General features: G+C 71.5%; 22 protein-coding genes and 1 pseudogene. 10 read left to right on the forward strand and 13 right to left on the reverse strand.

From position 1 onward, the window contains the following. Position 1 precedes the first annotated feature (1 nt). Positions 2-538, forward strand: a pseudogene (locus ACE101_RS27730) (IS630 family transposase); the annotation flags it as partial. 382 nt (positions 539-920) lie between these two features. Here ACE101_RS27730 and ACE101_RS27735 read toward each other — a convergent pair. The 5 genes from ACE101_RS27735 to dctP form a co-directional block, all read right to left on the reverse strand. Continuing rightward, positions 921-2,444 carry a malonate--CoA ligase gene (locus tag ACE101_RS27735; RefSeq protein ID WP_379136701.1) on the reverse strand — a complete coding sequence of 508 codons (1,524 nt, stop codon included), beginning with the start codon at positions 2,442-2,444 and terminating at the stop codon, positions 921-923. A gap of 20 nt (positions 2,445-2,464) precedes the next feature. Then, complete coding sequence (locus tag ACE101_RS27740) at positions 2,465-3,874, reverse strand: malonyl-CoA decarboxylase (protein ID WP_379136704.1); 1,410 nt, start codon at positions 3,872-3,874, stop codon at positions 2,465-2,467. Positions 3,875-4,025: 151 nt separating this feature from the next. Then, on the reverse strand, positions 4,026-5,378 hold the full coding sequence (locus tag ACE101_RS27745; RefSeq protein ID WP_379136707.1) for a TRAP transporter large permease: 1,353 nt from the start codon (positions 5,376-5,378) through the stop codon (positions 4,026-4,028). Beyond that, entirely contained in the window at positions 5,375-6,004 is a 630-nt protein-coding gene (locus tag ACE101_RS27750; protein WP_379136711.1) for a TRAP transporter small permease, read from the reverse strand. Before ACE101_RS27750 ends, ACE101_RS27745 begins: the two co-directional genes overlap by 4 nt. Continuing rightward, the gene (dctP, locus tag ACE101_RS27755) at positions 6,001-7,017 is read right to left on the reverse strand and encodes a TRAP transporter substrate-binding protein DctP (RefSeq protein WP_379136713.1); all 1,017 of its coding nucleotides are present in this window, start codon (positions 7,015-7,017) and stop codon (positions 6,001-6,003) included. The genes ACE101_RS27750 and dctP overlap by 4 nt, the downstream gene beginning before the upstream one ends. A 152-nt stretch (positions 7,018-7,169) precedes the next feature. On the opposite strand from dctP, the gene ACE101_RS27760 reads away from it, so the two are divergent. Next, positions 7,170-7,826, forward strand: coding sequence for a GntR family transcriptional regulator (locus tag ACE101_RS27760; protein ID WP_379136716.1), 657 nt, complete (start codon positions 7,170-7,172; stop codon positions 7,824-7,826). Between the two features lie 3 nt (positions 7,827-7,829). On the opposite strand, the gene ACE101_RS27765 is transcribed toward ACE101_RS27760, so the two are convergent. Beyond that, entirely contained in the window at positions 7,830-8,033 is a 204-nt protein-coding gene (locus tag ACE101_RS27765; protein WP_379136719.1) for a hypothetical protein, read from the reverse strand. A 431-nt stretch (positions 8,034-8,464) separates the two neighbouring features. On the opposite strand from ACE101_RS27765, the gene ACE101_RS27770 reads away from it, so the two are divergent. Further along, positions 8,465-9,682 (forward strand): MFS transporter, encoded by a 1,218-nt coding sequence (locus tag ACE101_RS27770; protein WP_379136721.1) that lies wholly within the window; start codon positions 8,465-8,467, stop codon positions 9,680-9,682. Here the strand turns inward: ACE101_RS27770 and ACE101_RS27775 are convergent. The 3 genes from ACE101_RS27775 to ACE101_RS27785 form a co-directional block, all read right to left on the reverse strand. Then, entirely contained in the window at positions 9,648-10,613 is a 966-nt protein-coding gene (locus tag ACE101_RS27775; RefSeq protein ID WP_379136723.1) for a homoserine kinase, read from the reverse strand. The two genes, ACE101_RS27770 and ACE101_RS27775, sit on opposite strands and share 35 nt — an antisense overlap. A 126-nt stretch (positions 10,614-10,739) precedes the next feature. Further along, positions 10,740-11,735, reverse strand: a complete 996-nt coding sequence (gene ispH, locus ACE101_RS27780) for a 4-hydroxy-3-methylbut-2-enyl diphosphate reductase (RefSeq protein WP_379136726.1) — start codon at positions 11,733-11,735, stop codon at positions 10,740-10,742. A 65-nt stretch (positions 11,736-11,800) separates the two neighbouring features. Continuing rightward, complete coding sequence (locus tag ACE101_RS27785; protein ID WP_379136729.1) at positions 11,801-12,991, reverse strand: MFS transporter; 1,191 nt, start codon at positions 12,989-12,991, stop codon at positions 11,801-11,803. Between the two features lie 367 nt (positions 12,992-13,358). On the opposite strand from ACE101_RS27785, the gene ACE101_RS27790 reads away from it, so the two are divergent. Both ACE101_RS27790 and ACE101_RS27795 read left to right on the forward strand, forming a co-directional pair. Continuing rightward, the gene (locus tag ACE101_RS27790) at positions 13,359-15,257 is read left to right on the forward strand and encodes a monovalent cation:proton antiporter-2 (CPA2) family protein (protein ID WP_379136732.1); all 1,899 of its coding nucleotides are present in this window, start codon (positions 13,359-13,361) and stop codon (positions 15,255-15,257) included. Then, positions 15,247-16,701, forward strand: a complete 1,455-nt coding sequence (locus ACE101_RS27795; RefSeq protein WP_379136734.1) for an MATE family efflux transporter — start codon at positions 15,247-15,249, stop codon at positions 16,699-16,701. Before ACE101_RS27790 ends, ACE101_RS27795 begins: the two co-directional genes overlap by 11 nt. On the opposite strand, the gene ACE101_RS27800 is transcribed toward ACE101_RS27795, so the two are convergent. Then, positions 16,636-16,959: a YjiS-like domain-containing protein gene (locus tag ACE101_RS27800; RefSeq protein ID WP_379136736.1), complete on the reverse strand. Its 324-nt coding sequence runs from the start codon at positions 16,957-16,959 to the stop codon at positions 16,636-16,638. The genes ACE101_RS27795 and ACE101_RS27800 overlap by 66 nt on opposite strands. Positions 16,960-17,082: 123 nt before the next feature. Between ACE101_RS27800 and ACE101_RS27805 the strand changes: the two genes are divergently transcribed. Continuing rightward, the gene (locus ACE101_RS27805; protein WP_379136739.1) at positions 17,083-17,955 is read left to right on the forward strand and encodes a LysR substrate-binding domain-containing protein; all 873 of its coding nucleotides are present in this window, start codon (positions 17,083-17,085) and stop codon (positions 17,953-17,955) included. A gap of 9 nt (positions 17,956-17,964) precedes the next feature. Here ACE101_RS27805 and ACE101_RS27810 read toward each other — a convergent pair whose 3' ends face one another. From ACE101_RS27810 to ACE101_RS27820, 3 genes are all read right to left on the reverse strand, one after another. Further along, entirely contained in the window at positions 17,965-18,309 is a 345-nt protein-coding gene (locus ACE101_RS27810) for a Flp family type IVb pilin (RefSeq protein WP_379136742.1), read from the reverse strand. 192 nt (positions 18,310-18,501) lie between these two features. Beyond that, positions 18,502-18,753: a DUF3072 domain-containing protein gene (locus tag ACE101_RS27815; RefSeq protein WP_379136745.1), complete on the reverse strand. Its 252-nt coding sequence runs from the start codon at positions 18,751-18,753 to the stop codon at positions 18,502-18,504. Positions 18,754-18,894: 141 nt separating this feature from the next. After that, entirely contained in the window at positions 18,895-19,782 is an 888-nt protein-coding gene (locus ACE101_RS27820; protein ID WP_379136748.1) for a branched-chain amino acid aminotransferase, read from the reverse strand. A gap of 199 nt (positions 19,783-19,981) precedes the next feature. Here ACE101_RS27820 and ACE101_RS27825 point away from each other — a divergent pair, with 199 nt between their 5' ends. The 4 genes from ACE101_RS27825 (at position 19,982) to ACE101_RS27840 (ending at position 23,049) form a co-directional block, all read left to right on the forward strand. Beyond that, positions 19,982-20,536 (forward strand): MarR family winged helix-turn-helix transcriptional regulator, encoded by a 555-nt coding sequence (locus ACE101_RS27825; protein ID WP_379136751.1) that lies wholly within the window; start codon positions 19,982-19,984, stop codon positions 20,534-20,536. Between the two features lie 4 nt (positions 20,537-20,540). After that, positions 20,541-21,260 (forward strand): response regulator, encoded by a 720-nt coding sequence (locus ACE101_RS27830; RefSeq protein WP_379136752.1) that lies wholly within the window; start codon positions 20,541-20,543, stop codon positions 21,258-21,260. A 22-nt stretch (positions 21,261-21,282) separates the two neighbouring features. Continuing rightward, entirely contained in the window at positions 21,283-22,680 is a 1,398-nt protein-coding gene (locus ACE101_RS27835) for an ATP-binding protein (RefSeq protein ID WP_379138987.1), read from the forward strand. 69 nt (positions 22,681-22,749) lie between these two features. Further along, entirely contained in the window at positions 22,750-23,049 is a 300-nt protein-coding gene (locus ACE101_RS27840) for a hypothetical protein (protein ID WP_379136754.1), read from the forward strand. The last annotated feature ends 9 nt before the right edge of the window (positions 23,050-23,058 follow it).

A 23,058-nucleotide genomic window follows, 5' to 3' on the forward strand; every position in this document is an offset into this window, starting at 1 on the left:
CCATCCGGACAAGACGATCGCGCTCTGGTTCATGGACGAGGCGCGCGTGGGCCAGAAGGGCCGGACCGGCCATCGCTGGTGGGTGCGCGGCCAACGCCCACCAGGGCTGTGCGACAAGCGCTTCGCCTCAGCCTACATCTTCGCAGCCGTGCGGCCCGCCACAGGCGAGGAGTTCGCCCTCGTGCTGCCGCGGGTCTGCACTCAGGCCATGGATCGCTTCCTGGCCGACTTTGCGGCCAGCATCCCAGCCGACACCCACGCTGTGATGGTGCGGGACGGTGCGGGCTGGCACGATCCGCGCGCGGTGACGCTCCCGCCCAACCTCACCCTCGTGCCGCTGCCGCCCTACAGTCCCGAGCTGAACCCGGTCGAGCGTGTCTGGCTCTACCTGCGCGAGCGCTACCTCTCCCATCGGCTTCTGGCCGACGACGAGGCCGTCGTCGAGGCGTGCTGCCGGGCCTGGACTGCGCTCGCGGCAGAGACCGGCCGCATCAAGACCCTCTGCGCCTATCCCTACTTGGAACAGATCAGTTCATAAGCGCGGCGGTATAATACGCTGATTTCTATTCGTTAATTTCTCGCCATTGATGCCAGTAAACGGCGATAAGCGAAATAAAATGCCGAGTATCTTTATTTTCAACTTGTGACTTGAGCGGATGGGGCAGCCTGTTGATCGATCCTGCCGTCTCTCCCGGTCCTGCCCTCATCCTTCGAGCCCGCGCGGCGCGGAGCCTTGCTCCGCGCACATCCGAGCGAAGCTCGGCATTGCGAGGCGACGGCCTCGGCCATCGCCGAGCGATCAATCGGAGATCGCATGGTCGCCGGGACCCGCCGACGACAGAACCGGCTGCCGGACGTCGCGACCCGCGCGGATGCGGTCGCCGGGGGCGAGGCGGGCCATGGCCCGCCTCGCCCGGCCCTCACCCCGCGTAGAGATCCCGGTTCGCGTCGCGCAGGACGTTCTTCTGCACCTTGCCCATCGTGTTGCGGGGCAGTTCGTCGGCGAAGAGGATGCGCTTGGGCAGCTTGAACTTGGCGAGCCGGTCCTCGAGCGCGCCGAGGATCTCGCCTTCGCTGACGCTCGCGCCCGGCCGGCGCACCACCACGGCGGTGACGCCCTCGCCGAAATCCCGGTGCGGCAGGCCGATCACCGCCGATTCGAGCACGCCGGGCAGCGCGTCGATCTCGGTCTCGACCTCCTTCGGGTAGACGTTGTAGCCGCCCGTGATGATCAGGTCCTTGCCGCGGCCGACGATGTGCACGTAGCCGCGCTCGTCCACCTTGCCGAGGTCGCCCGTGATGAAGAAGCCGTCGGTCTTGAACTCGGCGGCGGTCTTCTCCGGCATGCGCCAGTAGCCCTTGAACACGTTGGGGCCGCGCACCTCGATCATGCCGACCGCCTCGGTGGGCAGGGCCTTGCCGGTCTCGGGGTCGACCACGCGCAGGCTCACTCCCGGCAGGGGGAAGCCGACCGTGCCCGCCACCCGGTCCCCGTCATAGGGATTCGAGGTGCTCATGTTGGTCTCGGTCATGCCGTAGCGTTCGAGGATGGCGTGGCCGGTGCGCTCGCGCCATTCCCGGTGCGTCTCGGCCAGGAGCGGCGCCGAGCCGGAGACGAACAGACGCATGCCGCGCGTGGCCTCCGGCGTCAGGCCGGGCTCCTTCAGGAGCCGGGTGTAGAAGGTCGGCACGCCCATCAGCACGCTCGCCCGGCCCATCAGCTCCAGGATCCGCGGCGGATCGAGCTTGGGCAGGAAGACCATCGCGGCGCCGGCCATCAGCACCGTGTTGGTGGCCACGAACAGGCCGTGGGTGTGGAAGACCGGCAGCGCGTGGATCAGCACGTCCCCGGCGGTGAAGCGCCACGCCTCGACCAGGGTCAGCGCGTTCGAGGCGAGGTTGTCGTGCGAGAGCATGGCGCCCTTGGAGCGCCCGGTCGTGCCCGAGGTGTAGAGGATCGCCGCGAGATCGTCGGGCCCGCGGGCGATGTCGGCGAAGTCGCCGGTCTGCCCGGCGGCCTCCGCCGCCATGGTGCCCTCGCCCGCCGCGTCGAGGGTGCCGACCTGCGGCACGCCGGCCGCCTCGGCCACGGGCTTCAGCGCGTCGAGCTTGCCGGGGTCGCAGACGAACAGGGCGGGCTCGGCGTCGCCGAGGAAATAGGCGATCTCCGCCGCCGTGTAGGCGGTGTTGAGGGGCAGGAACACCGCGCCCGCCCGCACGCAGCCGAGATAGAGCGCGAGCACGGCCGGGCTCTTCTCCACCTGCACCGCGACCCGGTCGCCGGGCTTCACCCCGAGGCCCACCAGGGCGGCGGCGTAGCGGCCGGAGGCGGCGAGCAGGTCGGCGTAGCTCCAGCGCAGTCCGTCGAGGGTCTCCAGGAAGGGGCGCGCGGCGGGATCGCCCGGCAGGCGGGCGCGGACGAGATCGAAGAAGTGGTTGGACATGGGACGTTTCCGGTGGCGCGTCACGCCTCGGCCAGCGCGACGGCGCGGGCGGGGGGCAGGTTCTGGCGCAGCTCGCGGTTGACCGCAATGGAGGCCGAGACCGTGCCGAGATTGGCGTAGGTCTCGTGGTTCTTCTCGATCGCCGCGAGGTCGTAGAGGTAGTTGACCATCAGCCCGTAGGATTGCGCGAGGCCCTTCGGGGAGAGGTCGCCGAGGAAGTTCAGCCGCTCCAGCCGCGCCCCGTTGCCGAGATGGAAGCGCGCCACCGGATCGACCGGCTTGCCCCGCGGGGTCTTGGCCCGCAGGAAGTAGTAGGCGGCGGCCGGCAGCAGCGCCTTGCGCACCGTCTCGGCGGTGGCCTTGTCGGCATGCCAGTCGGGCTTGTCGAGGAGGCGCAGGGTCTCGGCATCCTCGCGGGTGAGCCCCTGCGGCGCGTCGGCCCGGCGCTCGCGGTCGAGCCAGCGGCGGAAGCCCGGCACCGGGGAGAGCGTCACGAAGGTCTTGAGCGCCGGCATCTCCCGGCAGAGATCCTCCACCACCTGCTTGATCAGGAAGTTTCCGAAGGTGACGCCCGCGAGCCCGCGCTGGCAGTTCGAGATCGAGTAGAAGATCGCGGTGGTCGCCTCGCGCGAGGCCAGGGGCTGGCGGTCGTTCGCCAGGATCGGGCCGATCGCCGAGGCGATGCCCGTGGTGAGCGCCACCTCGACGAAGATCAGCGGCTCGTCGACGAGGGCCGGGTGGAAGAAGGCGAAGCAGCGCCGGTCCGCCGGCTCGATCCGCCGCCGCAGGTCGTCCCAGCCGGAGATCTCGTGCACCGCCTCGTAGCGGATGATCTTCTCCAGGATGTGGGCCGGGGTGGTCCAGTCGATCCGGTGCAGCACCAGGAAGCCGCGGTTGAACCACGAGGCGAAGAGGTGCTCGAAGTCGCTGTCCAGGCTCTCGGCGGCGTCGATCAGGGCAGGGTCGCGCTCCTCGGCCCCGCGCAGGGCGTCGCGGAGCGTGAACACGTCCTCGCGCATGCGCACGAGCGCGATCGTGCCGTCGCGGGCGAGGTTGAGGCGGCGGATCAGTTCCTGCGAGCGCGGCTCGGCCGCCTCGTGCAGGCGCCCGAGCGTCGCCCGCGAGGGGGCCGCCTGATAGGCCGCGATGGCCCCCTCCACCGCCGCGCCGTCCGCGCCGAAATCGCGGGCGATGCGGCGCAGGAAGTCGTGCCGCTCCGCCGCCGTGAAGGTGGCGTAGCGGTCGAGGATGATGCGGGCGAGCGCGACGCCCGACGCCTCGCCCCGCCGCGAGATCAGGTCCTCGCAGAGCTTGACGAGGTCCGGCACGCTCGCGCGCGAGAGCGCGTCCCCCTTGCCGAAGGGGATGAGCCCGCGGCCCCGCTCCGTGATGCTCTGGAGAAGGTCGCCGAGGAAGGAGATCGCCACCATGTCGCCCTGCTGCGCTCCGTGCCGCCCGTTCGCCGCGGGAGGATCCCCTGCCGCGGCGTCGCCCTTGGGCGGTAGATAGGGTTCCGCCGGGGCGGCGGAGGGGGAACGGCCCCTCCGTCCCCAGCGTTTCGGCGTCGCGCCCGCCATCCGGCTACTTCCCGAGCCCCACGAGCTGGTCCGGCAGCCACAGGGCGATGCCGGGCACGAGGCAGAGGACCAGGATCGCCACCGCCATCAGGATCACGAAGGGCAAGGTGCCCCAGATGATCTCGGAGAGCGGGATGTCCGGCGCGATGTTCTTGATGACGAAGATGTTGAGGCCGACCGGGGGATGGATCAAGCCCATCTCCATGGTGATGGTCATCACGACGCCGAACCAGACGAGGTCGAAGCCCGCCGCCTTGAGGGGCGGCAGGATGATCGGCGCGGTCATCAGGATGATCGAGACCGGCGGCAGGAAGAAGCCGAGCACGACCACGAGGAGCAGGATCGTCAGCAGCAGCAGCCAGGGCGAGAGCTGCATCGCCACGATCGCGGCGGCGGCGGCCTGCGAGATGTGCAGGTAGCTCATCACGTAGGCGTAGAGGAGCGACATGCCGATGATCAGCATCAGCATGGTCGATTCGCGCAGGGTCGCGGTGAGGATCGGGTCAACGTCCCGCGGCTTCCACACGCCGTAGATGAGCGCGATGAGGAGCAGCGCCAGGATGCCGCCCAGGCCCGCCGTCTCGGAGGGCGTGGCGTAGCCGCCGTAGAGCGCCACCATCACGCCGGTGAGCAGGACCACGAAGGGCAGCACCCGCGGCAGCGTCGAGAAGCGCTGCGCCATGGAGTAGCGCTCCTCGGCGAGGATCGGGTGCCCCGTGCCCGCCTCCGCATAGGCCGCCTTGGCGGTGGCGAATTCCCGCCGGAAGCGCCACATCGCGTAGAGGGCGAAGAGCGCGACGAGGAGGAAGCCCGGGCCGATGCCCGCGAGGAACAGCCGGCCCAGCGACTGCTCCGCCGCCACCGCGTAGAGGATCATGGTGATGGAGGGCGGCAGCAGGATGCCGAGCGTGCCGCCCGCCGCGATGATGCCGGCGGCGAAGCCTCCCGAATAGCCGCGCTTGCGCATCTCCGGGATGCCCGCCGAGCCGATGGCCGAGCAGGTCGCCGGGCTCGACCCCGCCATGGCGGCGAAGAGCGCGCAGGCGAAGACGTTGGCGATGCCGAGGCCGCCGGGGATGCGGTGCATCCAGGCGTGCATGGCGGAATAGAGGTCCTGGCCCGCCTTCGAGCGCCCGATCGCCGCGCCCTTCAGGATGAAGAGCGGGATCGACAGGAGCGTGATCGAGGCCATCTCCTCGTAGACGTTCTGCGCCACCGTATCGAGGGAGGCGCCCGGCATGAAGGCCAGCATGAAGACGAGCGCCACCGCCCCGAGGGCGAAGGCGATCGGGATGCCCGAGAGCATCGCGCCGAGCGTCGCCCCGGCATAGAGGAAGCCGACCACGGCGGTGCTCATCGGGCGCTTCCCTTGGTGAGGTCGGCCCCGAGCCCGATCTTCGGATCGGCGCGGCCGGCGGCGAGGGGCCCGCGGGCGAGGGCCTCGGCGAGCTGCAGCAGGATCTGGAGGCCGAGCATGGTCATGCCGATCGCCATCAGCGAGTAGGGGATCCACAGGGGCGGGCCCCAGGTGGATTGCGAGGTCTGCCCGTCGACCCAGGCCTCGTGGAGGAGCGTCCAGCTCTTCCAGGCGAAGAAGGCGACGAAGAGCAGGCTGACGAGATCGGCGAGGAACAGCCGCACGGCGTTGGCGCGCGGGGGCAGCAGGCCGGTCAGCGCCTCGATGGCGACGTGGCCGCGCCGCGCCTGCACGGCCGCCGCCGACAGGAAGGTGGCGCCGACGATGAGGAACACCGCCGTCTCGTCCTGCCAGTCGGTGGGGATCTTCAGGAAGTAGCGGACCACCACGCTGTAGGAGAGGACGAGGCAGGCCGCGACCAAGGCGAGCCCGCCGAACACCAGGATCAGCCGGTTGAGGGCGCCGGTCGCCCGCTCGATGGCGCCGAGGGCCCCGGGCGAGCGGGCGGCGCCCGCAGAATCGGGACCCGCGGCGGCGGCCGAGGCCGCGTCGAAGGCATGGCTCACGCGACCGCCTCCGCCAGCTTGAGCATCTCGGCGCAGGTCGCGGACTTCGCCGCGTAGTCCTTCCAGGCGGTGTCGCGGGCGATGTCGCGCCAGCGGCCCAGCGTCTTCTCGTCGAGGTTGGAGACCTTGGCGCCGGCCTTGCCGAAGACCTGCTCGACGCGGTCGTCGTCGGCCTTGGCCCCCTCCTGCCCGAAGCTCTCCAGCTCTGCGCCGGCCTGCATGATCAGATCCTGCTGGTCCTTCGGCAGCCCGTCGAAGACGATCTTCGACATCATGATCGGCTCCAGCATGAACCAGTAGGAGCGGCCCTTGCCGGAGGTCAGCGACTTGGCGAGTTCCTCCAGGCGGAAGGAGATCAGGCTGGTGGAGGAGGTGATGACCGCGTCGCAGGCGCCGGTCTGCATGGCCGCGTAGGATTCGTTCGAGGGCAGGCTCAGCGTCGCGGCGCCCGCGGCCTTCATCATCAGGTCCATCTCGCGGGAGCCGCCGCGGACCTTCATGCCCTTGGCATCCTCGGGCGCCACCAGGGGGCGCTCGCGGCTGGCCACGCCCCCCGCCTGCCAGACCCAGGACACCATCACGATGCCCTTGGATTGCAGGATCTCCGTGAGCTTGCGGCCGACCGGGGCGGTCTTCCAGGCCTTGGCCTGCTCGTAGGAGGTCACCAGCGCCGGCATCAGGCCGATATTGGTCTCCGGCACCTCGCCGCCCGCATAGGGCAGCGGATAAAGGCTGAGATCGAGGGCGCCCTTCCGCATGGCGCTGAACTGGGCGTTCGTCTTCATCAGCGACGAGCCCGGATAGACCTGCATCTCGAGGGCGCCCTTGGAGCGCTCCTTCACGGCCAGGGCGAGCTTGCGGCACATCCGGTCGCGGAAGTCGCCCTCGTCGATCGAGCCGCCCGGGAACTGGTGCGACAGCTTGAGGGTCGTCGCCGCCTGCGCGCCGCGGGCGGCCAGGAGAGCGGGCGCCGCGAGACCGGCGGCCACGAGCGAGCGTCGCGTGAGAGCCATGGCGATTTCCTCCGTCCGGGGCTCCGGCCCCGGTTCCGTGTGCGGCCGCTTGGTATTCTGCTTGCGGCGTCTGGCATATTGGACTCAAGGAAGCCTGCTCTTGTATATTTTGTCAACACTCCTGCATAATCGGTGCAGGAGCGGGGCGCGCCATGAACCATGCACAGCGGCTGAGGCAGACGATCGAGGATGAGATCGTCGACGGCGTGCTGGCGCCGGGCGCGCGGCTCGACGAGGTGCAGCTCGCCGAGCGCTTCGGCGTCTCGCGCACGCCGATCCGCGAGGCCCTGCTCCAGCTCGCCGTGACGGGCCTGATCGAGATGAAGCCGCGCCGGGGCGCGGTGGTGAGCACCCCCGACCCGACCCGGCTCCTCGAGATGTTCGAGACGATGGCGGAGCTGGAGGCCGCGTGCGCGCGGCTCGCGGCCCGGCGGCTGACGCCCCAGCATCAGGCGGAACTCTCCGCCGCCCTCGAAGCCTGCCGCGCCGCGGCCGTGACCGGCGACGAGAGCGCCTACTACGCCGAGAACGCGGTGTTCCACGCGGTGATCTACCGGGCCTCGCGCAACGGCTTCCTGTGCGAGCAGGCGATGCAGCTGAGCCGGCGCCTCGCGCCGTTCCGGCGCATCCAGCTGCGGGTGCGCAACCGCCTCGCCCAGTCCTTCGCCGAGCACGAGGCGGCCGTGGAGGCGATCCTCGCCGGGGACGGGGCGCTCGCGGCCGATCGGATGCGCGCCCACGTCATCGTGCAGGGGGACCGCTTCTCGGATCTCGTCCTGAGCCTGCGCCGCGACAGCGCGGCGGCCTGAGCCTCAGGTCTGCGGGTCGGAGGCCGGGGCGAGGTCCATCCGGTCGGCGCGCTCGCGCCAATCCTCGACGCCGTGATGCCGGGCGAAGCGCAGGGCGGCGGCGCGCTCGGCGCGCTGTGGGTCGCGGGCACGGGTGATCTCGATCGTTCCGATCGAGAACGGCACCCCCATGATCTCCTTGGCGAACTGAAAACGGTATTGCGACATCGTCCGATCCCTCACGGGTCCAGATCAGGCCGGCATCCGGTGCCGGCCGCTCGAAACTGACTGACCAAAGGTTCCGCTCGCCCAGCCGGGTTGTGCGGGACGATCAACGCCGGAATTCGAGTTCCGCGATGAACAGCCATGCCGCCCGGCAGGTCGCCGGGTCGGAACTATCCGTTGTTCCCGGGCCGAGGCCAAGCGGAATCTCCGGTACAGCCTCCGGCACATGGGGATGGGGTCGGCGGGGCGAAAGGGGTGGACGGGGCCGGGATTCGCCGCCGTCCCGCGCCCCGGCGGCCGTTCCGCCATGATCAGCGCGCGGGGCGGCCGCGCGGCGACGCCCCGTGCCGCGGCGGGCGGAGGCCTTACTTATGGCCACAGCTCAGGGCGCCCGCGGGCTGCTCCCTGCCGGATCTCTCCATAACGGCCCTGCCATGACTGCCCTGTCCTCGCCGATGCCGACCGCCGCGCCGGTCCTCACCCCCGCGACCCGCCTCAGCCTGAGCCTGCTGGCGGGCGGCGCCGTGGCCAACATCTACTACAACCAGCCGCTCCTCGCCGTGCTGGCGCAGGAATTCGGCCCCTCGGCGTCGAGCCTGGTCCCGGCCGCGACGCTCGCCGGGTACGGTCTCGGCATCCTCGGCCTCGTGCCCCTCGGCGACCGCTATCCGCGCCGCGGGCTGATCGTCGGGCTGCTCGTCCTCTTGGCGGGCGCCCTCGTCCTCGCCGCCCTGGCGCCCGGCCTCGGCACCCTCGTCACCGCGAGCTTCCTGATCGGCATCCTGGCGACGGCCGCCCAGCAGGCGGTGCCCTTCGCGGCCGAACTCGCGCCGGATTCCAGCCGCGGGCGGATGATCGGGCAGGTGATGACCGGGCTCCTGCTCGGCATCCTGCTCGCCCGGACGGTGAGCGGCGTCGTCGGCGCGTGGTTCGGCTGGCGGGCGATGTTCGGCGCGGCGGCGGGCCTGTCGCTGGCCCTCGCGGCGCTCGCCGGCCTGACGCTGCCGGGAACCTCGGCCACGACCAGCCTGTCCTACGGCCGGCTGATGGCCTCGGTCCTCGATCTCGTGCGGACCCAGCCGGCGCTCCGGCACGCGGCCCTCGCCCAGGCGCTGCTCTTCGCGGCCTTCAACGCCTTCTGGACCAGCCTCGCGCTGTTCGTGGAGGGACCGCCCTTCCGGCTCGACCCCGCGGGGGCCGGCCTGTTCGGGCTGATCGGTGCAGCAGGCGCCCTCTGCGCGCCCTTCGCCGGCCGCTTCGCCGATACCCGCAGTCCCCGGCCGGTGGTGATCGGCGGCGCCCTGCTCACGGTCGCGTCCTTCGCGGTGTTCGGGCTCCTCGGCAGCGTCTCGCTCGCCGGGATGGCCGTCGGCGTGCTGCTGATCGACATCGGCATCAACACCGCACTCATCGCCAACCAGACCCGGGTCTACGCCCTCGCCCCCGGGGCGCGCGGGCGCATCAACACGGTGTTCTTCACCACGGTGTTCATCGGCGGGGCGCTCGGCGCCTCGGCGGGCACCCGCGCCTTCGCGGCGGGGGGCTGGCCCCTGCTCTGCCTCGTCGGCGGCGCCTTCGCGGCCGCCGCCGTGCTGGTGCCGGTACTGGAGCCGCGGCTCACGGGCTCCAGCCGTATTCCGCAGCGTCCGTGACGCGGCGGTGGAAGGCGAGCTTGCGGTCGTATTCGAGCGGGTCCTTGGGCTTCACCAGGGCACCGGGCGGCACGTTGAGCCAGTCGACGAGCCGCGTCAGCATGAAGCGCAGGGCCGCCCCCTGGCAGAGGATCGGCAGGGCCGCGACCTCCTGCGGGGTGAGCGGCCGGGCCGCCTGATAGGCGGCGATCATCGCCTGGCCCTTGGTGCGGTTGAAGGAGCCGTCCGGCTCGAAGCACCACGCGTTGAGGCAGATGGCGAGGTCGTACGCGAAGGCGTCCGTGCAGGCGAAGTAGAAGTCGATCAGCCCCGACACCGCCTCGCCGATGAAGAACACGTTGTCGGTGAACAGGTCGGCGTGAATCACGCCGCCCGGGAGGTCGCGGGGCCAGCCCGCCTCCAGGCGGGCGAGGTCGGCCCGGGTGCGCTCGGCGAGGTTGGGGGCGACCCGGTCGGCCTGCGACTCGGCCTGGGCGAAGAGCGGGCGCCAGCCCTCCACCGAGAGGACGTTGGGGCGCCGCATCGGGAAGTCGGCCCCGGCCGCGTGCAGGCCGGCGAGGGCTTGGCCCAGCGCCCGGCAGTGGCGCGCGCCGGGCCGGCGCACCGAGACCCCGTCGAGGAACGACACGATCACCGCCGGCCGGCCGCAGAGCCGGCCCAGGGCCACTCCGGAGCGGTTGCGGATCGGTTGCGGGCAGGCGAGGCCGCGGGCGGCGAGGTGCTCCATCAGGCCGAGGAAGAAGGGCAGGTCTCCCTCCGCCACCCGCTTCTCATAGAGCGTCAGGATGTAGGAGCCGGCCGTGGTGTGCAGGAAGAAGTTGGTGTTCTCGACCCCCTCCGCGATGCCCTTGTAGGAGAGCAGCCCGCCGATGTCGTAATCGGAAAGGAAGGCGCCGAGCGCCTCGTCGGGAACCTCGGTATAGACCGCCACGGTCCGGTATCCGTCTCGATGATGAGGAGAGCGGGTCGGCCGGCCGGCCGGGCCCGGGCGCGAAAAGGGCGCCGCCCCGGTGATGGAGCGGCGCCCCGCGCTTGTCAAAGCTGAGAGGCGGTCCGCCTACTCCGCGGCTTCGCTGCGCAGCTCGCGCGGCAGCGGGAACACCATGTCCTCGGTGGTGGTCGAGACCGTGTCGACCGTCACCGTGTAGCGGGTCGCGAAGGCGTCGATGATCTCCTCCACCAGCACCTCGGGGGCCGAGGCGCCAGCGGTGAGGCCGAGCCGGCGGATGTTGGTGAACGCATCCCAGTCGATCTCCTCGGCGCGGTTGAGGAGCCGGGTGATCGAGCAGCCGGCCCGCTCGGCCACTTCGCGCAGGCGCTGCGAGTTCGAGGAGTTCGACGAGCCGACCACGATGAGCGCGTCGACCAGGGGGGCCACCTGCTTCACCGCCTCCTGGCGGTTGGTGGTGGCGTAGCAGATGTCGTCCTTGTGCGGGCCGACGATCGCCGGGAACTTCCGCTTGAGGGCGTCGACGATGTGGCGGGTGTCGTCCACCGACAGGGTGGTCTGCGTCACCCAGGCGAGGTTCTCGCGGTTGGCGGGCTCCAGCGCAGCGATCTGCTCCAGATCCTCCACCAGGGTGATGGAGCCGGCCGGCAGCTGGCCCATGGTGCCGACCACCTCCGGATGGCCCGAATGGCCGACGAGGAGCACGTGGCGCCCGCGCTTGTGATGGATCTCCGCCTCGCGGTGAACCTTGGTGACGAGGGGGCAGGTCGCGTCGATGGTGATGAGGCCGCGGCTGTCGGCGGTCTGCGGCACGGTCTTGGCGACGCCGTGGGCCGAGAAGATCACCGGGGCGCTGCCATCCGGCACCTCGTCGAGTTCCGAGACGAAGACCGCGCCCTTCCGCTTCAGGCTCTCGACCACGTACTTGTTGTGGACGATCTCGTGGCGGACGTAGACCGGCGGTCCGTAGATGGCGAGCGCCCGCTCGACCACGTCGATGGCGCGCACCACGCCCGCGCAGAAGCCGCGGGGGGCGCAGAGCATGATCTCAAGCGGGGGCTTGGCGGACGCGTCGGCGGCGGAGAGGTTCACGGGAGCGCTCATCATACCCGGGATGTGGAGAGGTGGGACTGTGCCTGTCAACCTATCATCGCATCGAATCGTGGCGATCAACAGGCCGGAGGAGACAACGGCAGACAGCGGGCGGCGGGTGCCGGCCGGCCCCGGGCGAGACGGATCAGCAGCGCGAGGGCGCCGAGCGAGCAGGCGAGCGTCGCCGTGAGCACCCCGGCGGGGCCGAGCCGGGTGAGGAGTGACGCCAGGATCGGCGGCGCCGCGGCCGCCGCGAGGTTGAGGGGCAGCGCGATCCGCGCCAGGGCGGCGCCGTAGGCGGCCCGGTCGTAGAACAGCAGCGGCATCGTCGCCCGGGCCACCGCGAAGGCACCGCTGCCGAGGCCGAACAGGACGGCGAAGGCCGTGGCCGAGGCCACTCCGCCGCCGCCGAGCAGGAGGGCCATCAGGCCGAGGGGCATCGCGGCGGTGGCGGCGATGCCCGTGGTCATCCCGTCCCAGCGCTGCCCGCCCATCATGTCGATCGCCCGGCCGGCAACCTTGAGCAGGCTCATCGCCGAGGCGGCCGCGACCGCCTCGGCCGGGCCGTAGCCGTAGGCGGACAGGAGCGCGATCGTGACCGCCTCGAGCCCGAAGGACACGAAGGCGTTGAGGCCGATCGCCCCCGCCATCAGCCGGAAGGGCGTGCCCGCGGGGGCGGGGCCCGCCTGCGCCGCCGGGCTCGCGATCGCCGCCGCCGGCGGGAGCCAGGCGAGCAGCGGCAGCATGAGGCCGAGCTGCAGCCCGGCATAGAGCGCGACCGCGCCGCGCCAGCCGATCGCGGCGTCGAGCCACGCTGTGACCGGCCAGAAGATCCCGGTGGCGAGACCCGTCACCAGCATGACGAGGCCGATCGCCCCCTTGGCCCGGATGCCCGCGAGTTCGTTCAGATAGGCGTTGGCGCTCGTGGAGAGCACCATCGCGCCGAACAGGCCGAGCACCATCCAGGCGGCCAGATAGGTGGCGAGGCCCGTGGCGGTGGCGAGGACCAGCAGGCCGGCGGCGCCGACGGGCGTGCCCGCCATCATGACGCTCCTCGCGCCCCAGAGCCGGTAGGCCCGGCCGAGGAGCGGCGAGGCCAGGCCCGCCACCACCATGACGAGGGACGACCCGGCGAGGACGACCGGCAGGTCGAGGCCGAGCGAGGCGCCCATCGCCGCCCCGATCACCGGCGGCAGGAGGATGGTGCCCCATCCGATCACCTGCGTGACGGCCAGGATGGCGAGGGGCCGGGCGAGGCGGGAGGTCATGAGGGGGCCGTCCGGGCACGCCTCCGTCGGCGTGGCGCCATCCTGGATGACGTCGCGGCACGGGGCAACCCGCCGTTGCGCCACTCCAGAGCAAGCGCTTCAGAGCGCTTGCCCCGGTTTCCTGCTTGGCCCCGGACGCGGGAAGTCCAGGGATCCTGGGCCGCCTCCGCGACGGCTGCGTCGCCGCGGCCTTGGCTGTCGCTCCGCTCCGCGTTCGAGAGGGCGGACGTCCTCTCGAACCCGCTCCGCGGGCGCTGTTCGCGCCCGCCATGAGGTGCCGCCCGGTGGGCGGCCACCGCGTCTCGCTTGCGCCGCAACCCCGGGTTAAGGGAGAGGCCCCTTCCTTCCACCCGGGAGCCCGTCCGCGATGGCGACCACCGCCGACCACGCCAGCTTCCTGCCGCCGGTCCTCACCTTCCTCTCGGCGGCGGTGATCGGCGTGCCGATCGTCCGCCTGCTCGGCCAGAGCGCGGTGCTGGGATACCTCGTGGCCGGGGTGGTGATCGGGCCGTCGGCCCTCTCGCTCATCCCGGAGGCCGAGACGGCCCGCAGCGTCTCCGAACTCGGGGTGGTGCTGCTCCTGTTCATCGTCGGGCTCGAACTCGAGATCTCGCGCCTCATCTCCATGCGGCGCGACATCCTGGGCCTCGGCACCCTGCAGCTCGTGACCTGCTCCATCGCCCTCGGCGGGCTCGCCATGCTGGGGGGCTTGCGGCCCTCCGCCTCCGCGGTGGTGGGCATCGCGCTCGCCCTCTCGGCGACGGCGGTCGCCCTCCAGCTCCTGGAGGAGCGCCGCGACCTCGGGGCGCCCTACGGCCAGCGCGCCTTCGCGGTCCTGCTGTTCCAGGACATCTCGGTGGTGGCGATCCTCGCGCTGCTGCCGCTCCTCGCCTCCACCGGCACGGGCGCGGGCGAGAACTGGCTCAGCGAGGCCCTGCATTCCACCGGCTCGGCGGTCGCCGCGGTGATCGCGGCGGTGCTGGTCGGGCGCTACGGCCTCAACCCGTTCTTCCGCCTGCTCGCGGCGAGCGGCGCCCGCGAGGTGATGACCGCCGCCGCCCTCCTCGTCGTGCTCGGCACCGCGCTCCTCATGGAGCATGTCGGACTCTCGATGGCGATGGGGGCCTTCCTCGCCGGGCTGCTCCTCGCCGAATCGAATTTCCGCCACCAGCTCGAAGCCGATATCGAGCCGTTCCGCGGCATGCTGCTCGGCCTGTTCTTCATGAGCGTGGGCATGTCGATCGACATCGCGCTCGTGCGCGAGCACTGGATCGGCCTCTCGGCGGCGATGATCTCGGCGATCGTGCTCAAGACCGCGATCGTGGCGGGGCTCTTCCGCCTGTTCGGCTCGCCCTGGCTCGATTCCCTCCGCGGCGCGGCGGTGCTGGCGCCCGCGGGCGAGTTCGCCTTCGTGCTGCTGCCGCTCGCGGGCGAACTCGGCATCGTGGACGGGGCGGCCGGGCGGCTCGCCATCGCGCTCGCGGCGCTCACCATGCTGGTCGGGCCGCTCGCCGCCAAGGGCCTCGACGGGCTGCTCGCCCGCCGCCGCACGGGGGCGCTGGAGCCCGCCTACGACGTGATCGAGAGCGCGGAGGCCCGCGTCCTCGTGGTCGGATTCGGCCGCTTCGGCCAGATCCTCAACCAAGTGCTGCTGGCCCAGGGCATCAGCGTCACGGTGATCGACAAGGATGTCGAGCAGATCCGCAACGCCTCCCGCTTCGGGTTCCGGGTCTATTACGGCGACGGCACGCGCCTCGATGTGCTGCGCGCCTCGGGCGCCGGCCGGGCCGAGCTGATCTGCATCTGCATCGACGATCCCGAGGAGACCCTGAAGATCATCGACCTCGTCCATGCCGAATTCCCCTCGGCGCGCACCTACGTGCGGACCTTCGACCGGGTGCAGGCGATCGAGGCGATGAACCGGGACGTGGACTACGTGATCCGCGAGACGGTGGAATCGGCCCTCACCTTCGGGCGCGCCACCCTGGAGGCCCTCGGCGTACCGCCCGCGGAGGCGGCGGGCATCGCGGACGACGTGCGCAAGCGCGACGTCGCCCGCCTCGTCCTCCAGCAGGCGGGCGAGCCGCTCGACCGCTCCGACCCGGTGCGCGGCCTCGTGCGCATCAAGCCCGAGCCCCTGACCGCCCCGGTGCGCGAGTCCCGGGCGCTGACGGCCGAGACGCAGGACATCATCGCCAAGGAGCGCCCCGCTCCACCGGAGCCCGCCCCCGCCTCCGAGCCCGAGACGGTCTCCGATGACGCCTGAGGCGGTCCGGGAGGTGCCCCCGGCCGGGGCCGCCTTCGTCACCGGCTCGACCCTGCGCCACGTGGTCGTGATGGGGGCGACGGGGTCGGCCGGCCTGATGGCCGTCTTCGCCGTCGATCTCCTGTCGCTCCTCTACGTGTCCTGGCTCGGGGATCCGCTCCTCACCGCGGCGGTGGGCTTCGCGACCATCCTGCAGGTCTTCGCGGTCGCGATCACGGTCGGCCTGATGATCGCCGTCGGCGCCCTGGTCTCGCGGGCCCTCGGCGCCGGCGAGCGCGGGGCGGCCCGGCGCATCGCCGCCTCGGCCCTCACGCTCACGCTGGCGACGAGCCTCGTCGTCCTCGCGCTGATGCTGCCCCTGATCGATCCGCTCCTGCGGCTGATCGGGGCCGGCCCCGACACGCTGCCGGCCGCCCGGCGCTTCCTGCTGATCTCCCTGCCCTCGCTGCCGCTGATGGCGCTCGGCCTCGGCTTCTCGGGGGTGCTGCGGGCGGTGGCGGATGCGCGCCGGGCCATGGCGGTGACGATCGGGGGCGCGGTCGCGACGGCCCTCCTCGATCCGCTCCTCATCTTCGGCCTCGGCCTCGGGCTCGACGGGGCGGCGCTCAGCACGGCGGCGGCGCGCCTCGCCTTCGCGGTGGTGGGCTGGCACGGGGCGGTGCGCGTGCACCGGATGGTGGCCGCCCCCCGCCGCGCCGCCGTGCTGGCCGACGCGCCCGAGATCCTGCGCATCGCGCTCCCGGCGGTGCTGACCAACCTCGCCCCTCCGGTGGCGAGCGCTTTCCAGGCCCATATCGTGGCCGGCTTCGGCACCCAGGCCGTCGCGGCCAATGCGGTGATCGAGCGGCTGATCCCGGTGGCCTTCGGGGGGATGTTCGCCCTCTCGGGGGCGATCGGGCCGATCCTCGGCCAGAACTGGGGCGCGCGGCGCTTCGACCGGATGCGGCAGGTGCTGCGGGACGCCGTCCTGGTGACGGCCCTCTATTCCCTCGCCGTCTGGCTCGCTCTGTTCCTCGGGCGCGGGGCCGTGGCGCAGGGCTTCGCCCTCGGCCCGGAGGCGGCGCAGCTCGTCGGGTTCTTCTGCCTCGTGGGCGGCGGGGTCTGGTTCTTCAACGGGCTGTTGTTCCTCGCCAACGCCTCGTTCAACAACCTCGGCTTCCCGCTGCTCTCCACCGCCGTCAATTGGGGGCGGGCGACCCTGGGCACGATGCCCTTCGCGGCGCTCGGCGCGCATCTCGGCGGGCCGGAAGGCATGATCGTCGGGATCGGGGCCGGATCGCTGATCTTCGGATCCGGCGCCCTGATCGCCGCCTTCCGGGTGGTCGGCATCCTCGAGCGCCGGCCGATCCCGAGGACCGGTCCGGCGCCGCGATCGAACTCAGGCCGCGAGGTTGGGCCCGATCCGCTTACCCTCGCTGGCCACGATGGTCATGCGCACCGCTGAGCGGCCCACAGCCCGAGCGTGACGTCGGTCCCCCAGGTGCAGGGTCGGGTCGTCCCGCCACGACAGGTCGAGGGCGCCCATCACCTCGCTGCGCGTCAGCCCGAGGTCTTTGAGCATCCGGTCGTCGAGTTGGGCGAGGCGGTGGGCGGCGCGCCGGTGGCTGAGAATGCGGACGGCCTGCGCAATACCCTGACCGGCCACGCGACCGGCCCGGACGGCCAGCGAGAGAACACCGAGGGGAGCGAAACCGAGAGACATCTGAACCTCCAGCGACGGCCGTTCCGAGGCCCGCCGCGGCACGGTCATACGCCGGTTCGACCGATCCGTTGAGCGAATGCTTGAGATGTGTAACATCACAGATGCTGATGGAAGGGCCGGGCCGTGCATCCCCTCGACATCGACCAGCTCCGCACCCTGGTGGCGATCGCCGACAGCGGTTCCTTCACCCAGGCGGCGGATCTCGTCCACAAGACGCAATCGGCCGTCTCGATGCAGATGAAGCGGCTGGAGGAGCGCATCGGCCGCGAGATCTTCTCCCGGGCCGGGCGCGGGATGCGGCTCACCGATGATGGCGAGCGGCTGCTCGACTATGCGCGCCGGATCGTGCGGCTGCAGACCGAGTGCCTCGCCACCTTCGACGAGGGCGACCTCGCCGGCCGCGTCCGCCTCGGCCTGCCGGACGACTACGCCGACCGCTACCTGCCCGAGATCCTGGCCCGCTTCTCCCGTGCCCATCCGCGGGCGGAGGTGACGGTGGCCTGCGAGCCCACCGACATGCTGGTCGGGCGGATCGCGACGGGCGACCTCGACCTCGCCATCGTCACGGAGGCGCGCCAGCGCCTCAACATCGAGACGATCCGCACCGAGGCCCTGCTCTGGGTCGCGTCGAGCCGGCACTGCGTCCATACGCAGACGCCGCTGCCCCTCGCCCTCGGGCGCCCGCCTTGCGTCTGGCGGACGGCGGCGCTGGCCGCCCTGGAGCGGGCCGGCCGCCCGAGCCGGATCCTGTTCGTGAGCTGGAGTTCGACCGCGGTGGGGGCGGCGGTGCAGGCGGGGCTCGCCGTCTCGGTGCTGCCGGAGAGCGCCCTGCGCCCGGGCATGCGGATCCTCAGCCCGGCCGAGGGCTTCCCCGCCCTCCCCGCCTGCCGCATCGGCCTGGTGCGCCACCGCGCGCCGGAGCCGATGCCCCTCGCCGACGCTCTCGCCGCGCAGATCCGCCAATGCCTCGACAATCTCGGGCTGGCGGCCGAGTAGCCGCGCCGCTCACGGCCGGGAGAGAACGTCCACCACCTTGGCGCTGAAATTCGCGTAGAGGCTCCCCGTCGAGCCGCCGTAGACGGATAGAGAGACCGACAGTGCCAGGAAGATGAGCCCGGCGATCAGCACGTACTCGATGGCCGTCGCGCCCGACGTGTCGCAAAGGAATCGCCGGACGGACCGGGCGCGCAGCCGAGTGCCGAGCACGAAATTCTCCTCTCGCAGATCGTCGCGATCATACGCAACGACATCCTCATCATCGGTTAAGATGATGGTTGACCAAGAGGCTTCGTTGCCGGCGGCGCGCGGCGACGCGCCTCGCGGCCTGTTTTGTTTGATCGCGCGACCCATCCGGCCCCCGACCTCGTTCCGAGGTCGGGGGCCGGATCGAGCATGGGTGGAGGTGTTGCAGGGAGCCGAGAACCGTCAGACGGGCTCTCATACGGTTTCCGGTTGATCGATTCGCGATGCGGAAACCGGCCTCGCTCAGGCGCCGCGCGGGCTCGTGATACGGTTTCCGAAAGTGATCTTCCGGAAACCGTATCAGGCCTTTCCCGTCGCCTTGCGCAGGGCATCGATCCGTTGCGAGGCCTCGGCCTTGTCGAGATCCGGGTCGAAGGCGTCCTCGTCCTTCGCCTGTTCCGACAGCGTCTTGAGGTAGGAGGCTTGGGCGCCGGTCATCGGCTCGCCGCCGGTCGTCCAGTCCTTCGGATCCTTGATCCGGTTGGAGGCGTCGTCGCCCGCCTCCGGAGAGGCCGCCTTGGGGTTGTGGGTCTCGCTCGTCTTCGCCGACATGCCGGATCCTTCGTTCCCGAAATGTTCTCGTCCGGGCAACGCTGCGAGCCGCGCTCGGGTTCCGCGCGGCGTCCCGGATCGCATCTGGGACGCCGCGGGACATTCGCAGGGTCAGGCCGCCTCGATTCAGGCGGCCCCGATTCAGGCGGCCTTGGCGCGGGGCTGCACCTCGGCGCTGTAATCGTCCATCAGCGTGCGCGTCATGTCCGCCGGCTGGAACCGGTAGGGGCCGATCTCGGAGACCGGGGTCACCTCGGCGGCCGAGCCGGTGATGAAGCACTCCGTGAAGCCCTCCATCTCCTCGGGCCGGATGCGCCGCTCGACCACCTCGTAGCCGCGGCGGCGCGCGAGTTCGACCACCGTCTGGCGGGTGATGCCGTTCAGGAAGCGGTCGGCGAGCGGCGTGTGGACGACGCCGTCCTGGATGAAGAACACGTTGGCGCCGGTGCACTCGGCGATGTTGTCCTCCCAGTCGAGCATCAGGGCGTCGGCATAGCCCTTCTTCTCGGCCCGGTGCTTCGAGATCGTGCAGATCATGTACAGGCCCGCCGCCTTGGAGGCGGACGGCGCGGTGCGCGGATCGGGCCGGCGGTAATCCGCGAGGTCGAGGCGGATGCCCTTCATCTTGGTCGCCGGGTCGAAGTAGCTCGGCCATTCCCAGGCCGCGATGGCGAGGTGGATGGTGTTGTGCTGCGCCGAGACGCCCATCATCTCGGAGCCGCGCCACGCGACCGGGCGCAGATAGGCGTCCCTGAGGCCGCTCTCCTTGAGGACGAGCCGCTTGGCGGCGTCGATCTCGGCCACCGAGAACGGGACCTCGAAGTCGAGGAGCTCCGCCGAGCGGCGCAGCCGCGCCGAGTGCTCCGTGCACTTGAAGATCTCGCCGCCATAGGCGCGCTCGCCCTCGAACACGCAGGAGCCGTAATGCAGGCCGTGGGTCAGTACGTGAATCTTCGCGTCCGCCCACGGCACCATGCGGCCGTCGAACCAGATGTGGCCTTCACGCTGGTCGAAGGGGATGACGGACATGTCGATGATCCTCGGTTGCGGTTCGTTTCCGCGAATGCGGCCCGGCTCGCAATGTTCGTGCTCCAAAGGCACGAATGGCGTACGTTCGTTGCGCCGGCGGGGTTGACGGGTATCAACGGGGCTGAGATATGTCAACAAGGCTGACGTAACTGGGAACGGCCCGGAACGCCGGCCGCGGATCCCGGGGAGACGAGGGGGAATGACGGTGACGCAGGCAGCCCGGACCCGAGCGAATTCCCCCGCGCTGCCCGATGCCGCCAACGAGGACCTGCCCGAGGCCGGCCACGCCTACGACCTGATCGAACTCCTGTTCTTCGCCTACCGCGACTTCGTCTCCGACCCCGACCGCATCCTCGAGGAATACGGGTTCGGGCGCGCGCATCACCGGGTGCTGCACTTCGTGGAGCGCAACCCCGGCCTCACGATCGCCGAACTCCTCGATATCCTGCGCATCACCAAGCAGAGCCTCAACCGGGTGCTCAAGGAATTGATCGAGACGGGCTACATCGCGCAGCGCGCGGGCGAGAGCGACCGCCGCCACCGGCTCCTCACCTGCACGCCGAAGGGCCGCCGCCTCGCCGAGCAGCTCGCCCGCGTCCAGGGCGAGCGGGTGCGCCGGGCGCTGGCCGAGGCCGGCCCCGCCGCGCGCGGGCCGGCGAGCCGCTTCCTCCTCGCCATGATCGACCCCGGCGACCGGGCCGAGGTCAGCCGCCTCATCGCCGCCGCGCCCCCGCGGGCGGCCGAGGAGGCGTGAGGGGATGACGGGCCTCGCCGCGCGCGCCGATCTGCCCGATCACGCGCCCCACGTCCTCGTCGTCGACGACGACCGGCGCCTGCGCGACCTGCTCTCCCGCTTCCTCTACGAGCACGGCTACCGGGTGACCGCGGCGGCGAGCGCCGCCGAGGCGCGGGCCAAGGGCGCCAATCTCGTCTTCGACGCCCTCGTCCTCGACGTGATGATGCCGGGCGAGACCGGCTTCGACTACGCGCGCACGATCCGCCTGACCTCGCAGGTGCCGATCCTGATGCTCACCGCCCGCTCGAACCCGAACGACCGGGTGACCGGGCTGGAGATCGGGGCCGACGACTACCTGCCCAAGCCCTTCGACCCGCGCGAGCTGATCCTGCGGCTCAACAACATCCTGCGCCGCAACGCCCGCAGCGACGCCGCCTCCGCCCCCACCCCCCTCGACGCGGTCCGCTTCGGGCCCTTCCTGTTCCGGGTCGAGCGCGGGGAACTCACCCGCGAGGAGGAGCCGATCCGCCTGAGCGAGCGCGAGCGGGAGATCCTCACCATCCTGGCGCTCGCCAAGGGCAACAACGTCGCCCGCGAGGCGTTGGCCGGGGGCGAGGCCGGCAACGAGCGCACCATCGACGTGCAGATGAACCGCCTGCGGCGCAAGCTCGAGGACGATCCGGCCAATCCCCGCTACCTGCAGACGGTGCGCGGCATCGGCTACCGGCTCGTCCTGGACTAGGCCCGTGACTCTCCCGGGCGGGATCGCGCGGGTCGCGGGGGAGCCCGCCCCGCCCGGGCGCCGGTCCCTGCGCCAGAGGCTCGGGCCGCGGGCCCTGTGGCGCCGCATCGGCCGGGCGGCGAGCGAGCGGCTGCCGAAGGGGCTCTACGCCCGCTCCCTCATCATCATCATCGCCCCGGTCGTCCTGCTCCAGTCGGTGATCGCCTACACCTTCATGGAGCGGCACTGGCAGCTCGTGACGAAGCGCCTCTCGGCGGCGGTGACCGCCGACATCGCGGCGCTGATCGACATCTACGAGAGCTACCCGCAGGATCGGGATTCCGAGACGCTCCAGCGCATCGCCGCCGAGCGGCTCACCCTCGACGTCGACATCCTGGAGGGGGCCAAGATCCCGGCGCCGGGGCCGCGGCCCTTCTTCTCCCTCCTCGACGAGGCGCTCTCGGACGAGATCCGGCGCCAGATCAAGCGGCCGTTCTGGATCGACACGGTGGGCCGCTCCAGCCTGATCGAGATCCGGATCGAGATCCCTGGCGGCGTCATGCGGGTGATCGCCCGGCGCAGCCAGGCCTACGCCTCGAACTCGCACATCTTCCTGCTCTGGATGGGCGGCACCTCGCTGGTGCTGCTCGGCGTCGCCATCCTGTTCCTGCGCAACCAGATCCGGCCGATCCTGCGCCTTGCCGACGTGGCCGAGAGCTTCGGCAAGGGGCGCGAGGTGGAGTTCCGGCCCCGGGGCGCCCGCGAGGTGCGCAAGGCCGGCCACGCCTTCATCGAGATGAAGCGGCGCATCGAGCGGGCGATGGACCAGCGCACCACCATGCTCAACGGCGTAAGCCACGACCTGCGCACCATCCTGACCCGCTTCCGCCTCTCGCTCGCCCTGCTCGAACAGGGCCCGGAGATCGACGACCTGACCCGCGACGTGGACGAGATGAGCCGCATGCTGGAGGCCTATCTCGCCTTCGCCCGCGGCGATTCCGGCGAGCAGGCGGTGCCGGTGGACCTGCGGGCGCTGCTGGAGGATCTGCGCACCGACGTGGAGCGCCTCGGCGGCCACGTGAGCGAGGTGACGGTGGCGGGGCCGGCCACCGTGACGGTGCGCCCCGACGCGTTCCGGCGCTGCCTGTTCAACCTCGCGGCGAATGCGGCGCGCTACGGCGAGACGATCGCGCTCACCGCCCGCCAGGAGAGCCGCTGGCTCGCGGTCTCGGTGGACGACGACGGGCCGGGCATCTCGCCCGAACAGCGCGAGGAGGTGTTCAAGCCCTTCGTGCGCCTCGACGACGCGCGTCAGGACGCGGGCGGCTCGGGGCTCGGGCTCGCCATCGCCCTCGACATCGCGCGGGCGCATGGCGGCGACGTCTCGCTGCACGACAGCCCCCTCGGGGGCCTGCGCGCGACGGTGCGGATCCCGGCCTGAGCGGCGGCTGTTGCCGTGCGGAATCCCTCTCGGCTAGGATTTCGCATCGACAGCCTTCGCGGAGAGATGATGCGACGCCCTGCCCTGACGCTCGCCCTCGTTCTGGCCGCCGCTGTGCCGGCCGCCCAGGCCTCCCCTCGGTCCAAGCGCCTCGCCGCCTGCGAGCAGGCCGCCAGCCACGCCGAGCGGCTGCAGATGGGGTGCTGGCGCCTGCGCCACCGGCCGGAGCCGCGCCGGATCGGCCCGGTGGAGACGCCCGGAGCGGCGGCCCGCGCCACCCACGAGGTTCGCGCGTCCAAGGAGGCGCAGCGGCAACGGGACTGGTTGCGGGGGCGCGCCGCCAGCATGGCCACGGACGCGGTGCCTTAGCGCACGTCC

The sequence above is a fragment of the Methylobacterium carpenticola genome (assembly GCF_042748905.1).
GTDB classification, from domain to species: domain Bacteria; phylum Pseudomonadota; class Alphaproteobacteria; order Rhizobiales; family Beijerinckiaceae; genus Methylobacterium; species Methylobacterium carpenticola.